General features: G+C 53.3%; 15 protein-coding genes. 13 read left to right on the top strand and 2 right to left on the bottom strand.

The window, feature by feature from the left end:
- Window positions 1-90: 90 nt before the first annotated feature.
- The 9 genes from JMJ16_RS22415 to JMJ16_RS22375 all read left to right on the top strand — a co-directional run bounded on the left by JMJ16_RS22415 (window position 91) and on the right by JMJ16_RS22375 (window position 8527).
- Window positions 91-1320, top strand: a complete 1230-nt coding sequence (locus JMJ16_RS22415; RefSeq protein WP_201377602.1) for an ISAs1 family transposase — start codon at window positions 91-93, stop codon at window positions 1318-1320.
- 83 nt (window positions 1321-1403) lie between these two features.
- Window positions 1404-3068 carry a 3-dehydroquinate synthase gene (gene aroB, locus JMJ16_RS22410; RefSeq protein WP_255553227.1) on the top strand — a complete coding sequence of 555 codons (1665 nt, stop codon included), beginning with the start codon at window positions 1404-1406 and terminating at the stop codon, window positions 3066-3068.
- Between the two features lie 3 nt (window positions 3069-3071).
- Window positions 3072-3515 carry a type II 3-dehydroquinate dehydratase gene (gene aroQ, locus JMJ16_RS22405; protein WP_201369181.1) on the top strand — a complete coding sequence of 148 codons (444 nt, stop codon included), beginning with the start codon at window positions 3072-3074 and terminating at the stop codon, window positions 3513-3515.
- Between the two features lie 63 nt (window positions 3516-3578).
- Window positions 3579-4136, top strand: coding sequence for an elongation factor P (gene efp / locus JMJ16_RS22400; RefSeq protein ID WP_201385159.1), 558 nt, complete (start codon window positions 3579-3581; stop codon window positions 4134-4136).
- Window positions 4137-4304: 168 nt separating this feature from the next.
- Complete coding sequence (locus JMJ16_RS22395; RefSeq protein WP_201385157.1) at window positions 4305-4814, top strand: biotin/lipoyl-containing protein; 510 nt, start codon at window positions 4305-4307, stop codon at window positions 4812-4814.
- Between the two features lie 6 nt (window positions 4815-4820).
- Window positions 4821-6050, top strand: a complete 1230-nt coding sequence (gene xseA / locus JMJ16_RS22390; RefSeq protein WP_201385155.1) for an exodeoxyribonuclease VII large subunit — start codon at window positions 4821-4823, stop codon at window positions 6048-6050.
- Window positions 6051-6136: 86 nt separating this feature from the next.
- Window positions 6137-6358, top strand: coding sequence for an exodeoxyribonuclease VII small subunit (gene xseB, locus JMJ16_RS22385; RefSeq protein ID WP_201369177.1), 222 nt, complete (start codon window positions 6137-6139; stop codon window positions 6356-6358).
- A 23-nt stretch (window positions 6359-6381) separates the two neighbouring features.
- Complete coding sequence (locus JMJ16_RS22380) at window positions 6382-6828, top strand: divergent PAP2 family protein (protein ID WP_007910796.1); 447 nt, start codon at window positions 6382-6384, stop codon at window positions 6826-6828.
- A 958-nt stretch (window positions 6829-7786) separates the two neighbouring features.
- Window positions 7787-8527 (top strand): response regulator transcription factor, encoded by a 741-nt coding sequence (locus tag JMJ16_RS22375; RefSeq protein WP_201385153.1) that lies wholly within the window; start codon window positions 7787-7789, stop codon window positions 8525-8527.
- Window positions 8528-8618: 91 nt separating this feature from the next.
- Here JMJ16_RS22375 and JMJ16_RS22370 read toward each other — a convergent pair whose 3' ends face one another.
- Window positions 8619-9302 (bottom strand): sugar transferase, encoded by a 684-nt coding sequence (locus tag JMJ16_RS22370; RefSeq protein ID WP_201385151.1) that lies wholly within the window; start codon window positions 9300-9302, stop codon window positions 8619-8621.
- Window positions 9303-9735: 433 nt separating this feature from the next.
- On the opposite strand from JMJ16_RS22370, the gene JMJ16_RS22365 reads away from it, so the two are divergent.
- The 4 genes from JMJ16_RS22365 (at window position 9736) to JMJ16_RS22350 (ending at window position 13451) form a co-directional block, all read left to right on the top strand.
- Entirely contained in the window at window positions 9736-10863 is a 1128-nt protein-coding gene (locus tag JMJ16_RS22365; RefSeq protein ID WP_201385149.1) for a DegT/DnrJ/EryC1/StrS aminotransferase family protein, read from the top strand.
- Between the two features lie 55 nt (window positions 10864-10918).
- The gene (locus tag JMJ16_RS22360) at window positions 10919-11926 is read left to right on the top strand and encodes a Gfo/Idh/MocA family protein (RefSeq protein ID WP_201385148.1); all 1008 of its coding nucleotides are present in this window, start codon (window positions 10919-10921) and stop codon (window positions 11924-11926) included.
- A 165-nt stretch (window positions 11927-12091) separates the two neighbouring features.
- Window positions 12092-12694, top strand: a complete 603-nt coding sequence (locus JMJ16_RS22355) for an acyltransferase (RefSeq protein WP_201385146.1) — start codon at window positions 12092-12094, stop codon at window positions 12692-12694.
- A gap of 91 nt (window positions 12695-12785) precedes the next feature.
- Window positions 12786-13451, top strand: a complete 666-nt coding sequence (locus JMJ16_RS22350) for a DUF4388 domain-containing protein (protein WP_201385144.1) — start codon at window positions 12786-12788, stop codon at window positions 13449-13451.
- Between the two features lie 121 nt (window positions 13452-13572).
- Here JMJ16_RS22350 and JMJ16_RS22345 read toward each other — a convergent pair whose 3' ends face one another.
- Window positions 13573-14514 carry an MBL fold metallo-hydrolase gene (locus JMJ16_RS22345; protein ID WP_201385142.1) on the bottom strand — a complete coding sequence of 314 codons (942 nt, stop codon included), beginning with the start codon at window positions 14512-14514 and terminating at the stop codon, window positions 13573-13575.
- Window positions 14515-14521 lie beyond the last annotated feature (7 nt).

The raw sequence follows: 14521 nt of genomic DNA, 5'->3' as shown, positions 1-14521 counted from the left end.
CAGGGCTTTCCAATTCTCACAAAGGAGGTGAAAAAGAAGAGTTTTCCTTGTAGAATACAAAACCAAATCACATCTCAAGGAAAACTCTGCATGGACTATACCACATTCATGCTCGCAAAACGAGCCGAACACGACCCAGAAACGCTTCCCGTCAATTCGTTGTACCAGAGCTTGCGAGCCCTCTCAGATACGAGACGAAAACAAGGAAAACGATACGAATTGGCCTTGGTTCTTTCTCTGCTTGTGCTTGCCAAACTAGCAGGGCAAAAGACCCTGAGTGCAGCAACCGAGTGGGTTCGTCATCATCGAGTGCCTTTAGCACAGCGCTTTGGGCTCTCCCGCCAGCAGATGCCATGCCAGATGACCTATTGCAATGTCCTTGCCAGAGTAGACAGCAAGCATCTCGATGAGCTTCTTTCTGCCTTTTTCACCCGTTGGGAAGCCCAGGCCCGGTGTGGAGAGGAACCCAGTCGCCTGCTGACGCCAGGCATCCAAGCCAAACATGCTCAGGTCGCTGTTGATGGCAAAGCCCTGCGGGCCACAAGCAAAGAGGCTCACCCGGTTCATCAACTCAGTTGCTATGAGGTGCAGACTGGCACCGTGCTTTGGCATTGCAATGTGCAAGACAAGGAAAATGAGATCAGTGCCCTCAAGCCCTTATTTGCACCTTCATGGGTGCGTGGGCGCATTCTCACCCTTGATGCTATGCATACTCAACGGCAACTGTGCGCGCAGGTCCTTCGTTTGAGTGGAGACTACATCTTGATTGCCAAGGACAATCAGCCAACGCTGCGAGAGGATATTGTTGCCTTCTTTGAGGATCCTTCTCCTGATCGACGGCGCTGGAAGCAGGCAGAAACCTGGAACAAAGGGCATGGGCGCTTGGAACATCGCCAAATTCTTTGTAGCCCTGATCTTAACGACTGGTTTAGCAAAGATTGGGAGGGCATCGAGCAAGTCTTTCGGCTGGAAAGAACCACGCGCATTCTCAAGTCGGGAAAGATCCGTCACGAGGTGGTCTATGGGTTGAGCAGTCTCTCGATATACCAAGCGCCTCCCACATGCATGCTTGAACTTATCAGAGCCCATTGGGCCGTTGAAAATTGCCTCCATCATCGACGTGATGTGACCTTAGGCGAAGATGGTTGTCAAACGCGTACAGGAGTGGTTCCCAGTCTGCTGGCCCAGCTCAATAGCACCGTCTTGAGTCTCATGGATCGCGTGGGGGTCCGCAATGTCGCTCGCCAGATGCGCTACTTTGATGCCCATATTGATCAAGCTCTTGATCTCGTTCTTACTGGACAATGTGTGGTTTATTAGAATTGGAAAGCCCTGTACTCCCTAACCATGGCTTCTCAAAGTAGATGATACACACGCCGGCCGTTTAATGTTACAATAGCGCCATGCGACATGTTTTTTTAATTGGGCTTTCAGGGAGCGGGAAGAGCACGGTGGGCCGCCTGCTTGCGCAAGAGTTGCGGCGACCGTTGCTTGATATTGATGCTCTCATTGAGCAGGAAGAGGGCGTGGGTATCCCCGAGATTTTCACCCGGTATGGTGAGGCGTATTTTCGCGAGTGTGAGCGTCGTGTCCTGGCGCGTGTCGCGCAAAATGAGGAGGGCGCGATTGTGGCGACAGGCGGGGGGCTGGTGGTGCGCGAGGAGAATCGCAGGCTGATGGCCAAGCATGGTGTTCGAGTCTACTTGCAAACGGAGCCTGAGGTGGCTCTTGAGCGCTTGCGAGCGCAGCATACACATTCTCTTGCCAAGAGTACCTCGCCCGAGATCCGGCCTCTGCTGGCCGGTCCCGATCCCCTGGCCACGTTGCGGAATTTGTACACGACCCGTCGCGCCTGGTATGAGGAGGCTGACCTGGTATGCCAGACTCATGGCCGGAGCGTGGAACGGGTGGTTATGGAGATTATGGCTATGGTAAACGCTGCTGATGCGTCGAGGGACGGGGCGCCTGTTGTCAGGCATGTTCACATTGGTAGAGGCTATGACACCGTGGTGGATTGGGGAGGGCTGGAGCGGCTCCCGCAGTATCTGACACAGTTGGGACTGCCCTCGCGAGTCTTCCTCTTTACGGATAGCAATTTGCGCGCACTTTATGGCGAGCAGGTTGTGCATAGCCTGAAGCAACAGGGATTTGAACCCTATCTCTACACGGTCCCGGCAGGCGAGGCGAGCAAATCACCTGAACAGCTACAGGCGATCTATGACTGGCTGCTTGAGCACCATGCCGAGCGACGCGAAGTTCTAATCGCGCTTGGCGGTGGCGTTGTTGGCGACCTGGTCGGATTTGCTGCTGCTACTTACCTGCGCGGTGTGCCCCTGATTCAGGTGCCAACCTCGCTGCTGGCCCAAGTGGATGCGGCTATTGGTGGCAAGACCGGTATCAACCATCGCCAGGGCAAGAACTTGATTGGTGCCTTCTACCATCCACGCCTGGTCCTGGTGGACCCCAGGACCCTGCTGACGCTGCCAGTGCGGGAGCGTACAGAGGGATGGGCAGAAGTTGTAAAGTATGGTATCATACTCGACGCTAAGCTATTTGCGCTTTTGGAGACCTACAAAGACGCTTTGCGCGATTTCTCGTCCCTTCCTGCTTCCTTACTGGTCCAGATTGTGGCTCGCTGCATCGACCTCAAAGTGCAGGTTATTGAAGAAGACGAGACGGAGAGCAGCCTGCGCGCCATCTTGAATTATGGTCATACTGTTGCCCATGCGCTGGAGAGTGTTGCGGGCTACGGTGAATGGTTGCATGGCGAGGCGGTTTCTCTGGGCATGGTGGCTGCGGCTGAGATGGCGCGTGAAGCTGGCATGTGGAGCGCGGAAGAAGAGCAGCGCCAGAATGCACTGCTCGCATCGTTGGGACTCCCCACGCGCTACCGGGGTTCGGTGCGGGCGCAGGATATACTGGCGAAAACGCGCCTGGATAAGAAAGTCGTGGGCAAACGTATTCGCTGGATCATGCCTCGACGGATTGGCGAAGTCGTCATTACTGAGATGCCCGATGATCTTGTTGAGCGCGTGGTCACAGATTTTTTCGCTGAAGCGAGGTCATAGGCAATGGCGGAGATCCTGGTTTTAAATGGACCTAACTTGAATACGTTGGGGAAGCGCGACCCAGGGATATATGGCAGTGTGACACTCGAGCAGATCCAGGCGCGTTTGCGGGAGCGAGCGGCCAGTCTGGGAGCGACAGTAGAGTGTGTACAGTCCAACCATGAAGGTGTGCTGATCGATACCATTCAGCAGTATGCCGAGCGCGTAGAGGGCATAATTATCAATCCTGGCGCCTTTACGCACTACTCGTATGCTTTGCGCGATGCGCTTGCGGGCACCAGGCTACCTATCATCGAGGTCCATTTGAGCAATATCTATGCCCGGGAGCCTTTTCGCCATGAGTCTGTGATTGCTCCCATTAGCTATGGGCATATCGCGGGCCTGGGTTGGCGTGGGTACCTCCTGGCGCTGGAGGCGCTTGTGGCCTTCTTACAAGAACAAAAGTAGCTTTCTGCTACAGAAATACAGATGAACGACCATTGGTCATTCAATGTCAAAGGAGTTTTCTGAATGATTTCCACTGGTGACCTGAAAAAAGGCGTCACAATCGAGTTTGAAGGGAATCCCTGCACGATTCTCGAGTGGCAGCACGTGAAAATTGGCCGTGGTGGTGCTATCGTGCGCCTGAAGTTGCGTAACCTGCGTAGCGGCGCGATTTTTGATCGTACATGTGACGCTGGCGATAAGTTCAAACGCCTCTATCTGGATCGTTCGAACGTCACCTATCAGTACAATGCCGATGACCTGTATCATTTTATGGATACCAGCACGTATGATGATATTGTCCTGAATGAGGCTCAACTGGGCAATGCCAAGGATTATCTCATTGATAATCTTGAGCTTGACATCATTCGTTACAACGAAGAGCCTATCTCGGTGGAGCTGCCTGAAAAGGTCGTACTCAAAATAACCTATACCGAGCCCGGCTTCAAAGGCGACACCGCTACAGGTGGTACGAAGCCCGCGACGACCGAGACGGGTCTCGTAGTACAGGTACCCTTGTTTGTTTCTAGCGAAGACTCGATTCGTGTGAATACCAGCACGGGTCAGTACGTGGAGCGTGTCTAAAACGGTTCTGCTGGTCTATCTCTGACACGATCTCCGTAGATAGGAGAGACCAGCGCATACCTGGAAACTGAAGTGAGTGAGCATAGGGGACGTCGCGTAACCATTGGCAACCGAGGCGCCTGCATCTGGCTCACTAAGTATTTATAAATGTAGTATGGGAGTATGATTATGGATGGCAGCAGACGTGCTTCCTCTCAATTAGAGAGACTTCCAGAGGAAGTGCAGCAAGAGACGGAGCAGATGAGCATTGAACACCTGACCCACCTGGTCAAAGTGCTTGATAAAAGCGACGTTTCCGAAATTGAAGTCAAGCATAGCGGGACGGGAACGCGCCTGGTCTTGCGCAAGGCCAGGGCCGGAGAGAACGCCGCGATCAGTGTTAGCGAGCCAGTGGTTGAAGTGGCTGACTCCTCGTTGTCTGCACCTCCACAGCATACTGTTACGGCGCCGCTGGTAGGAATTTTCCACACCTGGGCCAAGCCGAAAGGGAAAGCCCTGGTTGCCGCGGGCGATAAAGTCAAAGTCGGACAACTGGTTGGCTCAATTCAGTCCCTCAACGTCCTCTACGAAGTTGAGGCGAGCGCTGCCGGCCGTGTGCTAGAGCTTCTCGTGGAAGATGGCCAGCCTGTGGAGTATGGACAGGCTTTGATGACGCTTGAAACGGCTGAGGAGGCATAGCAGGGTATGACCGCCATGCATCTTCCAGGCTTTAATGAAGCCATCAGTGTCTCGGCCCTCTCGGTCTTCCTGCGAGAGTGGCTTGAGACCAATGACATGCTACAAGATGTCCGGGTGTATGGCGAAGTCTCCAATTGCAAGACCTACCCCTCCGGTCATTGTTATTTTACCCTCAAGGACAGTGGCGCGCAGCTCAACTGCGTCTTCTTTAAGCAGTCCCGTCTGCGTTCATCCGCTCCCACGCTACGCGATGGCATGGGAATCGCCCTGAATGGACGTATTTCATTCTATGAACGTGACGGCAAGCTGCAACTCTATGTGGAGAGCGCCGAACCTCTGGGTGTAGGCGCCCTCTTTGAGCGCCTGGAACGCTTGAAAGCGCGTCTGGAGGCGGAAGGACTCTTCGCGGAAGAGCGAAAGCGAGTGCTGCCCGAGCGCCCGGAAGTTATTGGGATTGTTACTTCGCCGCAGGCTGCGGCCCTGCGCGATATGTTGCGCGTCTTGCGCCAGCGCTACCCTCTGGCGCGCGTGATTCTTGCCCCCGCACAGGTTCAGGGAAGTGAAGCCCCTGCCTCTATTGCCGCCGCCCTCGATGCGTTGAATGAGCACGGGGAGGCAGAGGTTATCATTGCCGGGCGTGGCGGCGGTTCCATCGAAGAGCTGTGGGCCTTTAACGAAGAGGTCGTGGTGCGCGCCATTGCGCGCTCAAGTATCCCTGTGATTAGTGGCGTCGGCCATGAAACGGACTTTACCCTGGCCGACTTTGTCGCCGATTTGCGCGCATCTACGCCAACCGCTGCCGCGACTGCCGCAGTTCCCAACATCGAGGATTGGCGCATTGAGTTGCTTGATCGTCAGCAAGAGCTTGGCTCGCTGATGGAAGAACGCCTGGAAGCGCTTGCGACCCAGGTTGCCGATCTCCAGTATCAACTTGAGCATAAGAGTCCCGTTGGACAGATCAATAACTATCGCCAGCAGTTGGACGAGGCCAGTGAGCGCTTGCAGACGCATATGCGCCACCTGCTGAGTATACGCGCGGAGCGCCTCAGCGGACAAACCTTGCAACTGCACGCGTTAAGTCCGCTCTTGACGATTACACGCGGCTATGCGGTAGTCAGACAGGAGCCAGGCCAGCGGCTGATAACAAGCGTGAAGCAGGTACAGGCCGGGGATGCCTTGAGTATTCAGGTGCAGGACGGCAGCATTCCTGTGTCTGTACGCGAAGAACTGGGATAAGAGTCCTTGCCATATGCTGCATTGCTGTTTTGCCTGGTGGCAGTCAGGTATTTTCTACCATTGTTTTGTGGGGAAGGAAGAAGGTCATGGAAGCATTATCGTTTGAAGAGGCTTTTGCCAAGCTAGAAGCTACGGTTGCAGCCCTGAAAGATGGACAGGTTTCCTTAGAGCAGGCACTCAGCTCTTATCAGGAGGGTGTGACGCTTGTTCAGTACTGTAATGAACTTTTACAGAAGGCTGAGTTAACGGTACAACAACTGCAAGTGGATAGTGAGGGCGCGTTGTCCTTGCAATCATTGGACCTGTAAGAGGGGAGAAGCTCTTTTAATTTATGGTTAGTGACACGCTTTTAGACAATCATGTGCTCCTGGCTTCGGTATTAGCCTGGGCGCTTGCCCAGGTAAGCAAGACGGTGGGCGAGATTATTAAAGAACGCCGCCTGGTGCTGAGTCGTCTCGTTTCTTCTGGTGGTATGCCAAGTTCGCATTCCGCCCTGGTGACCGGGCTGGCTACCGCTGTGGGCCGTGTGATGGGTATCAGTTCGCCAGCTTTTGCCATCGCGGCCGTCCTGGCAGGTATCGTGATGTATGACGCGGCAGGCGTGCGTCGTGCAGTGAGTATTCAGGCGCGTATTTTAAATCAGATGATTGATGAAGCCTTTCAGGGGCACCCCTTCGCGGAAAAACGTTTGCGTGAGCTGATTGGGCATACCCCGATCCAGGTTTTTGTCGGTGGATTACTGGGCATTTGTGTTGGTTTGCTCGCCACCAGTTATTAACAAGTACTAACAAGTACTAGCGCTTTTTACGTTATTTGTCAGGCCCGCTGGTTCCTTGCGCGGCTTGCGACCTACTAGCCCGTCTATCTCTTCCCTCGCCAATCAAGATGTCTTTACACTTTTGTTAAGACATCTTGCCTCTGCTTCAATTTTTAGAGCAACTCCCTCAAAGAGAACGCGCCCAATGTCCCTCTTTATGTGTGCTGCACGAAAGAAGCCTTTTATTGATCAGTTTGTATTCTCCCCGAATGCTTTGCTGCTAGAAGATGTCTGTCTAGAATAACCAGTCATTTAGTGCCCCAAAAAAATGTGGAGGAAGCGTCTAAGATTTAGGAAGTGCAAAGAAGCTGGGGGCAGTGCAAAAACATATTTTTGTGATTGCTTCCTGCTTTGCCTGCCATAGAGCGAAAAATATGCTAAAATAATGGTTGTGTTTGTGTGAAGGAGGATAATGGTGAATTTTAGCGCAATAGATTTAAAATCTTGTATATTGTATCTTATTGTTTTTATGTATGTCAAACGTTGTCGTGCTTTGCGTAGCTTAAGCTTGCTATCTTGATACTTTTCGATACATGTCCTCCTCTTGCAAAGCCATAAGCAACGCTTATGGGGGGGCTTGTTTCTACCCTGGCGAGTCCTGCACGTATAAAAAGGAATATTCCTTGACGCAGGACAATTATTTCTTTGTTTGCATGTCTTGGGGGAGACTGTAAGAGAAGCGAGCCTCGCTATGTTTATGCCAAAGCACTTGAAACGTTCTGCGCAAAAATTTCTACAAGGATGTGAGGGATGAAGACAATTTTTTGCTTTTGTGTATCAGGTGAGAATTTCAAATATCCTGTCGTCAATCGATACGATCTTGTATGGCATGAGAAGCGGTCATAGAAGGGAGACAGGTACTCATTGGGCAACTACTCGCAATATGCAGATGTGTTATGTCTATCAGGGGAGGAGACATATGAAATTGCTGGTCATCGATAGTGACCGTGATTTGGTGGAAATGCTCACAAGCTGGCTAAAAACTCTGGGGTATGAAGTATACAGAGCCTATAATAGTGAGCGAGCCCGAAGTGAATGGCTCGAACAACGTCCCGATCTAGTAATCATTGATCCTATGTTGAAGGGGGGGAATGTGCTGGAAATGTGTCGCGATTTACGCGCCAAGCACGATGCACTGGTGCTGGTGTTAACCGATAGTAAAGAGGTACAGGACGAGGTGCGTTGCCTTGAGTCGGGGGCGGACGATTATTTACGCAAGCCGTTTTTCCCGGCACAATTGCTGGCCAGGATTCGTGCGGTGAGTCGTCGCGCTCGCTCTACGTTGGAGCGTCGCCCCTCCTCTGTGGTCACAGTAGGCCCTCTTCGTGTCGATTCGTTGCATAATGAGGTGAGTGTTCATGGCAAACTGGTGCGCCTGACTCCGACTGAGAGCAAACTATTACACCTGCTGGCGATCAATGCAAACGATGTCTGCACCGCAAATCAGATCGTCACTCATGTCTGGGGCTACGATGGCGATGGTGATGCCTGCCTCATCAAAGCGCATATTCGTCACCTGCGCCAGAAGATTGAACCCAGTCCCAGCGATCCATGTTATATATTGACCGTTCCCGGTGTAGGCTATACCCTGATCCGCCGTAACGAGGAACAAAAGGTACCCGTAGAGAGCGGGAAGGCCTTGCGCGCTCTCTCCATCTAGAGGCTTGTACCTCATATCCTTCAATGTCTGTATAGAGATAAAGAGCACAGGACCACGGTCCTGTGCTCTTTATCTCTATATAGACAAAATCTCAACCGCCACCACGGGCCAGGAGCATGACGGGTACTGTCAGGACGATGAGCTTAAGATCGAGCCAGAGCGATTGCTGGTGCAGGTACGCGATATCCATCTCAACCATCTGCTGGAAGGTCACGCGCGAGCGGCCATAGACCTGCCAGGTTCCAGTCAGGCCGGGTTTGCCGCTGAGACGTAGCCAGTCGCTCTCTTTGTATATCTCGACTTCATAGGATAGAGGTGGGCGCGGCCCCACCAGTGTCATCTCGCCTCGCAAGACATTCCAGAATTGTGGCAGCTCGTCAAAACTCAATTTGCGGATAATGCGGCCCACCCTCGTAATTCGGGGATCCTTGTGGATCTTATAGGCCATGCCCTCACCAGCCTCCTCACTCAGCTTTTCGCCACGCATATACTGCTGAATCTTTTCGATATGGAGCCTGGGGTCATTGTCGGTATACATCGAACGAAACTTGAGCATCTCAAAGGTTTTTCCATTTTGCCCCACCCGCTTCTGGCGAAAGAACACCGGGCCTTGTGAATCAAGTCGAACGCAGAGCGCGACCAGGAGACACACGAGCAAGACAAAGGGGCCGATGAGAAGCGTAAACGCGATGTCAAGCAGGCGTTTGTAGCGCAGGTAGCTTCTACTGAACGCCAGGTCTTGCTGGACCTGGGTCGCTTGTGCTTGAACAGCCATGGCTATTCCTCCCCGAAGACTCATACGAGGAATTCCTCGTAACCTCTACTGTCCTCTTATGTGGAAACCAACGCCGCTCTCGTGGCTAGCGCTTCGCGCTCAGGTTTCCTAAATAGGAAGTATGTAATACTGCCTCAATGGTACGGTATGAGGGTGTAGAACCGGTACGGATGAGCATAGAAAACTGGTAGCGGCCCGTCTAGAAAGGGGGAAATTGAGGTAAAATGAAGCGCTGTGACATGATAGATTGGAAGCTCTTCAGAACCTTTTGGCTAGCCACACATTCTCTACTCCGTTGACAAAGTTGCACCTAACCTCTACCACAACAAGTATCGGCCGATCACTCTCGCATGGTACTATCCTGACTAGCAAAGTAGTCTTTCTGCTCGCTGCGAGGCTGAGCTTCATTTTTTAGAGAAGGAGTGCTGAGGGAGTGGTACCTTTACAAGTTCCTCTTGTTGATCTACGTGTCCAGTATCAGAGCTTGAAGCCTGAAATTATGGCGGCCTTTGCTGAAGTGTTGGAGAGTATGCACTTGTTCCTGGGGCCGAAGACTCGTGCCTTTGAGCAGCAGTTCGCTGAGTATTGTGCCTGTCGCTATGGCATAGGCGTGTCCTCGGGAACGGAGGCGCTGGTGCTGGCCCTGCGTGCCTGCGATATTGGAGCAGGAGACGAGGTCATCACTGTCTCCAACACCTTTATTGCCACAGTGGAGGCCATTGCCCTCGTGGGGGCCAGGCCGGTGTTTGTCGATGTGGATCCCCAGACCTACCTGATGGATTGGCGCCAACTAGAGGCTGTGTGCACAGAACGCACACGCGCCATTCTGCCTGTACATCTCTATGGGCATGCGGCTGAGATGGGGCCTATCCTTGAGTTTGCGCGAGTGCGTGGGCTACGCGTTATTGAAGATGCCTCACAGGCACACGGGGCGACCTACCAGGGCCAGCGGGTCGGTAGCTTTGGTGATATTGGCTGCTTTAGCCTGTACTACAGTAAGAACCTGGGAGCCTTTGGCGAGGCTGGCATCTGTACGACTAGCGATCCCGTCCTGGCGGAGAAATTATGTATGCTGCGCGACCATGGCTCGCGTGTACGCTATCATCACGAGGTGATCGGGGGCAATTATCGCCTGGATGAATTGCAAGCGGCAGTCCTGCTCTTAAAGATGCCCTACCTTGAGCAGTGGAACCAGGCGCGCCAGGCCCATGCGCAGTTCTACACCCAGCGGTTGCGCGAGGTGGTGCCGCAGGTACCCGAGGTTTGCTCATGGGGCACGCATGTCTATTGCTACTATGTGATCCAGGTGGAGCAGCGTGATACCTTCCGCAAGGCATTAGAAGAGGCCGGAATTGGAACCAATGTGCACTACCCAGTGCCCATTCATTTGCAGCCCGCCTGCGCAGACTATGGATATACACGTGGCATGCTGCCTGTGACTGAGCAGGCCGCCGAGCGTATTGTCTCACTCCCTATGTATCCCGAATTAACTGAAGAACAGCTGCATCTGGTCGTGGAGACGGTGAAGCAGGCGCTCTTGATCGGTGTAACGCAAAAATAAACGTTAGTCATTTATATCCTTTATAATGCACGGGTAAAAAAGAAAGAAGCGACGTATGGCTGATTTACGTTTTGGCATCATTGGCTGGGGGTACTGGGGGCCAAAGATTGCCCGTAACCTGGATAGTATCGCCCATGCCACAGTAACTGCGGTCGCCGATATGGATAAGCATCGGGTAGCGCTGCTTGCGGGCCAACAACCAGGCCTCCAGGTGACATCCCAGGTGGAGGAATTGCTCTGTTCAGATGTTGATGCTGTCGTCATCGCGACACCTGTCCGGACCCACTACGCACTCGCCAAACAGGCCCTGCTCCATGGCAAGCACGTCCTGGTTGAAAAGCCCTTGACGGCCAGCGTCGCGGAAGCGGAAGAACTGGTCGCGCTAGCACGCCAGGTAGACCGGGTCTTGATGGTTGGGCATACCTTTGAGTATAGCCCTGCGGTCAACGAGCTGCGCAAACTCGTACAGAGCGGTGAATTGGGGAAGATCTATTGTGTTGAGGCTGAACGTGTCAATTTAGGCCTATTTCGTCGCGATATTAATGTCATCTGGGACCTGGCCCCCCATGATGTCTCAATCCTGCTCTACCTGTTTGGTCAATTGCCTGAACAGGTCCAGGTGCAGGCGAACGCGCACCTATTGCCACCTATTCATGACGTCGCGCACCTGGATCTTGGCTTCCCAGATGGGATGACGGCGCATATCCATGTGAGCTGGCTGCACCCCTGCAAGCTGCGGCGAGTAACTGTCATCGGTGATGCCAGGATGGTCGTGTACGACGATACCAATCCCGCTGAGATGATCAAGATTTATAACAAGGGCGCGGATGTCAATGCCGACCCTGTGGTGTCCTATCGCCATGGTGCGATTACTATTCCGCATATCGATTGGATCGAGCCACTACGCCTGGAGTGTGAAGATTTTATTCGTGCCATTCTCACTGGTACGCCTCCACGCGCCAGTGGCGAGGTCGGCCTCTCCGTCGTACGCGTCCTGGCCGCGGCCCAGGATGCCTTAAATCAGCAACTGCACACCCTGGTTTCCGATACTATACCCGCATAGTATCTTCCTCGTACAAGAGTTTGTCTAACAAGACACCAAGCAAACTTTTGAAACAGGGTAAGGGTATGTCATCGAGGGCAGGCTTTCCCTGCCCTCGATGACATACCCTTACTCCTTTGCGAAGTACCGCAGATGCTGAGAATGAGATCAGAAGGAGCCAAAGATATGCAAGAGCACAGCGCAGCAACAAGCTATATTCATCCTCTAGCAGAGGTCGAAGAGGGGGCGCAGATTGGTGCCGGAACGCGCATCTGGCGCCATGCTCATGTGCGAGCCTCCGCCACTATTGGCGCAATGTGCAATATTGGCAAAGGAGTCTATGTCGAATCCCACGTTCATATTGGGGCGCGGGTCAAGATACAGAATCATGTCTCGCTCTTTGAGGGTGTCACAGTAGAGGATGGCGTCTTTATTGGTCCGCACGTCTGTTTTACCAATGATCTCTATCCCAGGGCCATTACACCTGATGGTCAGCTTAAAGGGAGCGAAGACTGGGAGATTACGCCGACACTTGTCAAGTATGGAGCATCGATAGGGGCAAACGCGGTCGTAGTCTGTGGCGTGACTGTCGGCACCTTCGCGCTTGTGGGGGCAGGCTCAGTGGTCACAAAAGATGTCGCGCCCTATACCCTGGTACTGGGCAATCCTGCGCGCTTTCGCGGTTATATCTGTCGTTGCGCACGCCGTTTATCTTCAGTTACAAAAGATGCAAATGTATTGATTGGTATGTGTGAGGTTTGTGGATGGGTAAATTTGCATTTTGAATAGTAATAATGTGCAAAAAGTTGCAAATATGGATAATGGCATGTATAATTAACTTGGTTCTTCGAAAAATCTTTTTTTGTGGGGGTGGAAAGGGTTGATAACTCAATTATCCTCGACACAGACTTCGCTCTGTTGCGATGCTACACAGCGTTATTTTCTTGATGCCGTCGATGCTTTGCTCGATGTGCGCGATCAGGAGCGCTCCGGGCGGCTCTCCATACGCAGCGATGAGCGCCGGGGCCTGATTCATTTCTATTTTCAAGAGGGACGCCTGGTGCACATTATGGGTGATAAGCGTAACCTTGAGGCATTACTCCAGGACTTACTCCAGTGGCAAAGGGCGAAGGTACGCTTCGATGCGCAGATACAGGCCCCTTTTCGAGACGTGACGTGGCATCAGGCGGAGTTCTTCCAACGCTGGCTAGAACTGGTGGAGGATAAGGGTGTCGTGTATGGCGCCTCACATGCCTCCCTCGATGGGTTGGCGGGATATATGGCGGCCCACTTGCCAGCCAGACCCCTCACTGAGGGGGCCTCTGTTAGCACCAGTAAAGATGCCCAGTTGGCTCTCTGGGTCTCTGCCAAAATGGCAATATGTGTTGTGCCTGAGACGCCTCGCTTCCCAGCTGTGCCTGAGACCAGCTCAGGCTGGCTTTCTCCGGTCAATCAGGCGCTCCAGCAGGCCGGGCGTTTGACTCAGGATGTCACGCGATTCTTGACGCGTATCATGCATGTGGGCTCACGCCAGCCGATTGGCTAACAATAATAGTGTGTGCCCCTAGAAGAGAAAATGTCGGCGTGAGAGTCGGGCACCTGTCTGTCCTCACGCCGACATTTTCTCTTCTGGCAGGTAGATGTCTACCCGCTGAGAAGCTGTTGCTTTATGCTTCGAGCCGCTCGGGGTGGTGCTTACGCCAATAGCGCATATACCCCTGCACTGTCATAGGGTAGTTCGATGCGATCTCGTAGCGCTCGAGTGTACGCGGATCATTCGAAATGCGCTGTAATTCAGGGCGTGTTTCTGCGATGAAGAGTTCAATAATCTCCGCCTCGCTCTTGTTCTCGCGCATGGCGCGTAGCACGAGATCACCCCAGTTAAAGAGCTTCGCGCGTATGCTTTCAAGATGCGGAGCCAGGTTGCGAACGGGACCAAAGTGCGCCAGGTAAATGACATCGGGGCGCAGCTTTTTGAGCGTATCGATGCTGCTCGACCAGGCCTCGATATCCAGGTCTGGAGGTGGGGTGGGAGGTCGCCCATAAGAGATGCCAGGCAGGCGCACGCCCGCGACGTCGCCCGCGAAGAGATCTCCACTATGCACATCAAAGAAGATGACGTGATGGATGGCATGGCCGGGAGTATAGTGAACCTCCAGGCGCCGACCCGCGATATTGAGGATATCTCCGCCCTCAATGACCTGGACCTTCTCCTGGGGCACAGGGAGAATCTCGCCCCATAACTCCTGCATGCGTTCGCCATAGATGCGCTCTGAGCTGGAGATGAGTTTCCCAGGATCAATGAGATGTTGCGCGCCCTTACTATGAACGAACACGCGTGCCTGGGGCATAGAGGCGAGAAGCTTTCCGACTCCTCCAGTATGATCCAGGTGAATGTGCGTGGCCAGGATGTGGGTGACGCGCGCAGGATCAAATCCCGCCTGGCGTATCCCATCCAGTAGGGCCTCGCTGGTGCTTCCCGGTCCTGGATCAATCAGCGCGATCTCATCGCTACCCGCCAGGAGGTAGGAGCCGATAATGTCTGTCTCCCCCTGGAACGGCAGAGAAATCTGCCAGATTCCAGGGGTGAGTTGTGTTACCTCTGTCAAGAGCGTA

This window comes from Ktedonobacter sp. SOSP1-52 (genome assembly GCF_016587395.1).
Note: the sequence above shows the minus strand (reverse complement) of the source record. Positions and strands in the feature narration are given on the sequence as shown.

What these genes read in the sequence shown, in the direction of transcription:
- JMJ16_RS22415 (WP_201377602.1), top strand. Translation starts at nt 91, where the DNA reads ATGGACTATACCACATTCATGCTCGCAAAACGAGCCGAACACGACCCA.
- aroB (WP_255553227.1), top strand. Translation starts at nt 1,404, where the DNA reads ATGCGACATGTTTTTTTAATTGGGCTTTCAGGGAGCGGGAAGAGCACG.
- aroQ (WP_201369181.1), top strand. Translation starts at nt 3,072, where the DNA reads ATGGCGGAGATCCTGGTTTTAAATGGACCTAACTTGAATACGTTGGGG.
- efp (WP_201385159.1), top strand. Translation starts at nt 3,579, where the DNA reads ATGATTTCCACTGGTGACCTGAAAAAAGGCGTCACAATCGAGTTTGAA.
- JMJ16_RS22395 (WP_201385157.1), top strand. Translation starts at nt 4,305, where the DNA reads ATGGATGGCAGCAGACGTGCTTCCTCTCAATTAGAGAGACTTCCAGAG.
- xseA (WP_201385155.1), top strand. Translation starts at nt 4,821, where the DNA reads ATGACCGCCATGCATCTTCCAGGCTTTAATGAAGCCATCAGTGTCTCG.
- xseB (WP_201369177.1), top strand. Translation starts at nt 6,137, where the DNA reads ATGGAAGCATTATCGTTTGAAGAGGCTTTTGCCAAGCTAGAAGCTACG.
- JMJ16_RS22380 (WP_007910796.1), top strand. Translation starts at nt 6,382, where the DNA reads ATGGTTAGTGACACGCTTTTAGACAATCATGTGCTCCTGGCTTCGGTA.
- JMJ16_RS22375 (WP_201385153.1), top strand. Translation starts at nt 7,787, where the DNA reads ATGAAATTGCTGGTCATCGATAGTGACCGTGATTTGGTGGAAATGCTC.
- JMJ16_RS22370 (WP_201385151.1), bottom strand. Translation starts at nt 9,302, where the DNA reads ATGGCTGTTCAAGCACAAGCGACCCAGGTCCAGCAAGACCTGGCGTTC.
- JMJ16_RS22360 (WP_201385148.1), top strand. Translation starts at nt 10,919, where the DNA reads ATGGCTGATTTACGTTTTGGCATCATTGGCTGGGGGTACTGGGGGCCA.
- JMJ16_RS22355 (WP_201385146.1), top strand. Translation starts at nt 12,092, where the DNA reads ATGCAAGAGCACAGCGCAGCAACAAGCTATATTCATCCTCTAGCAGAG.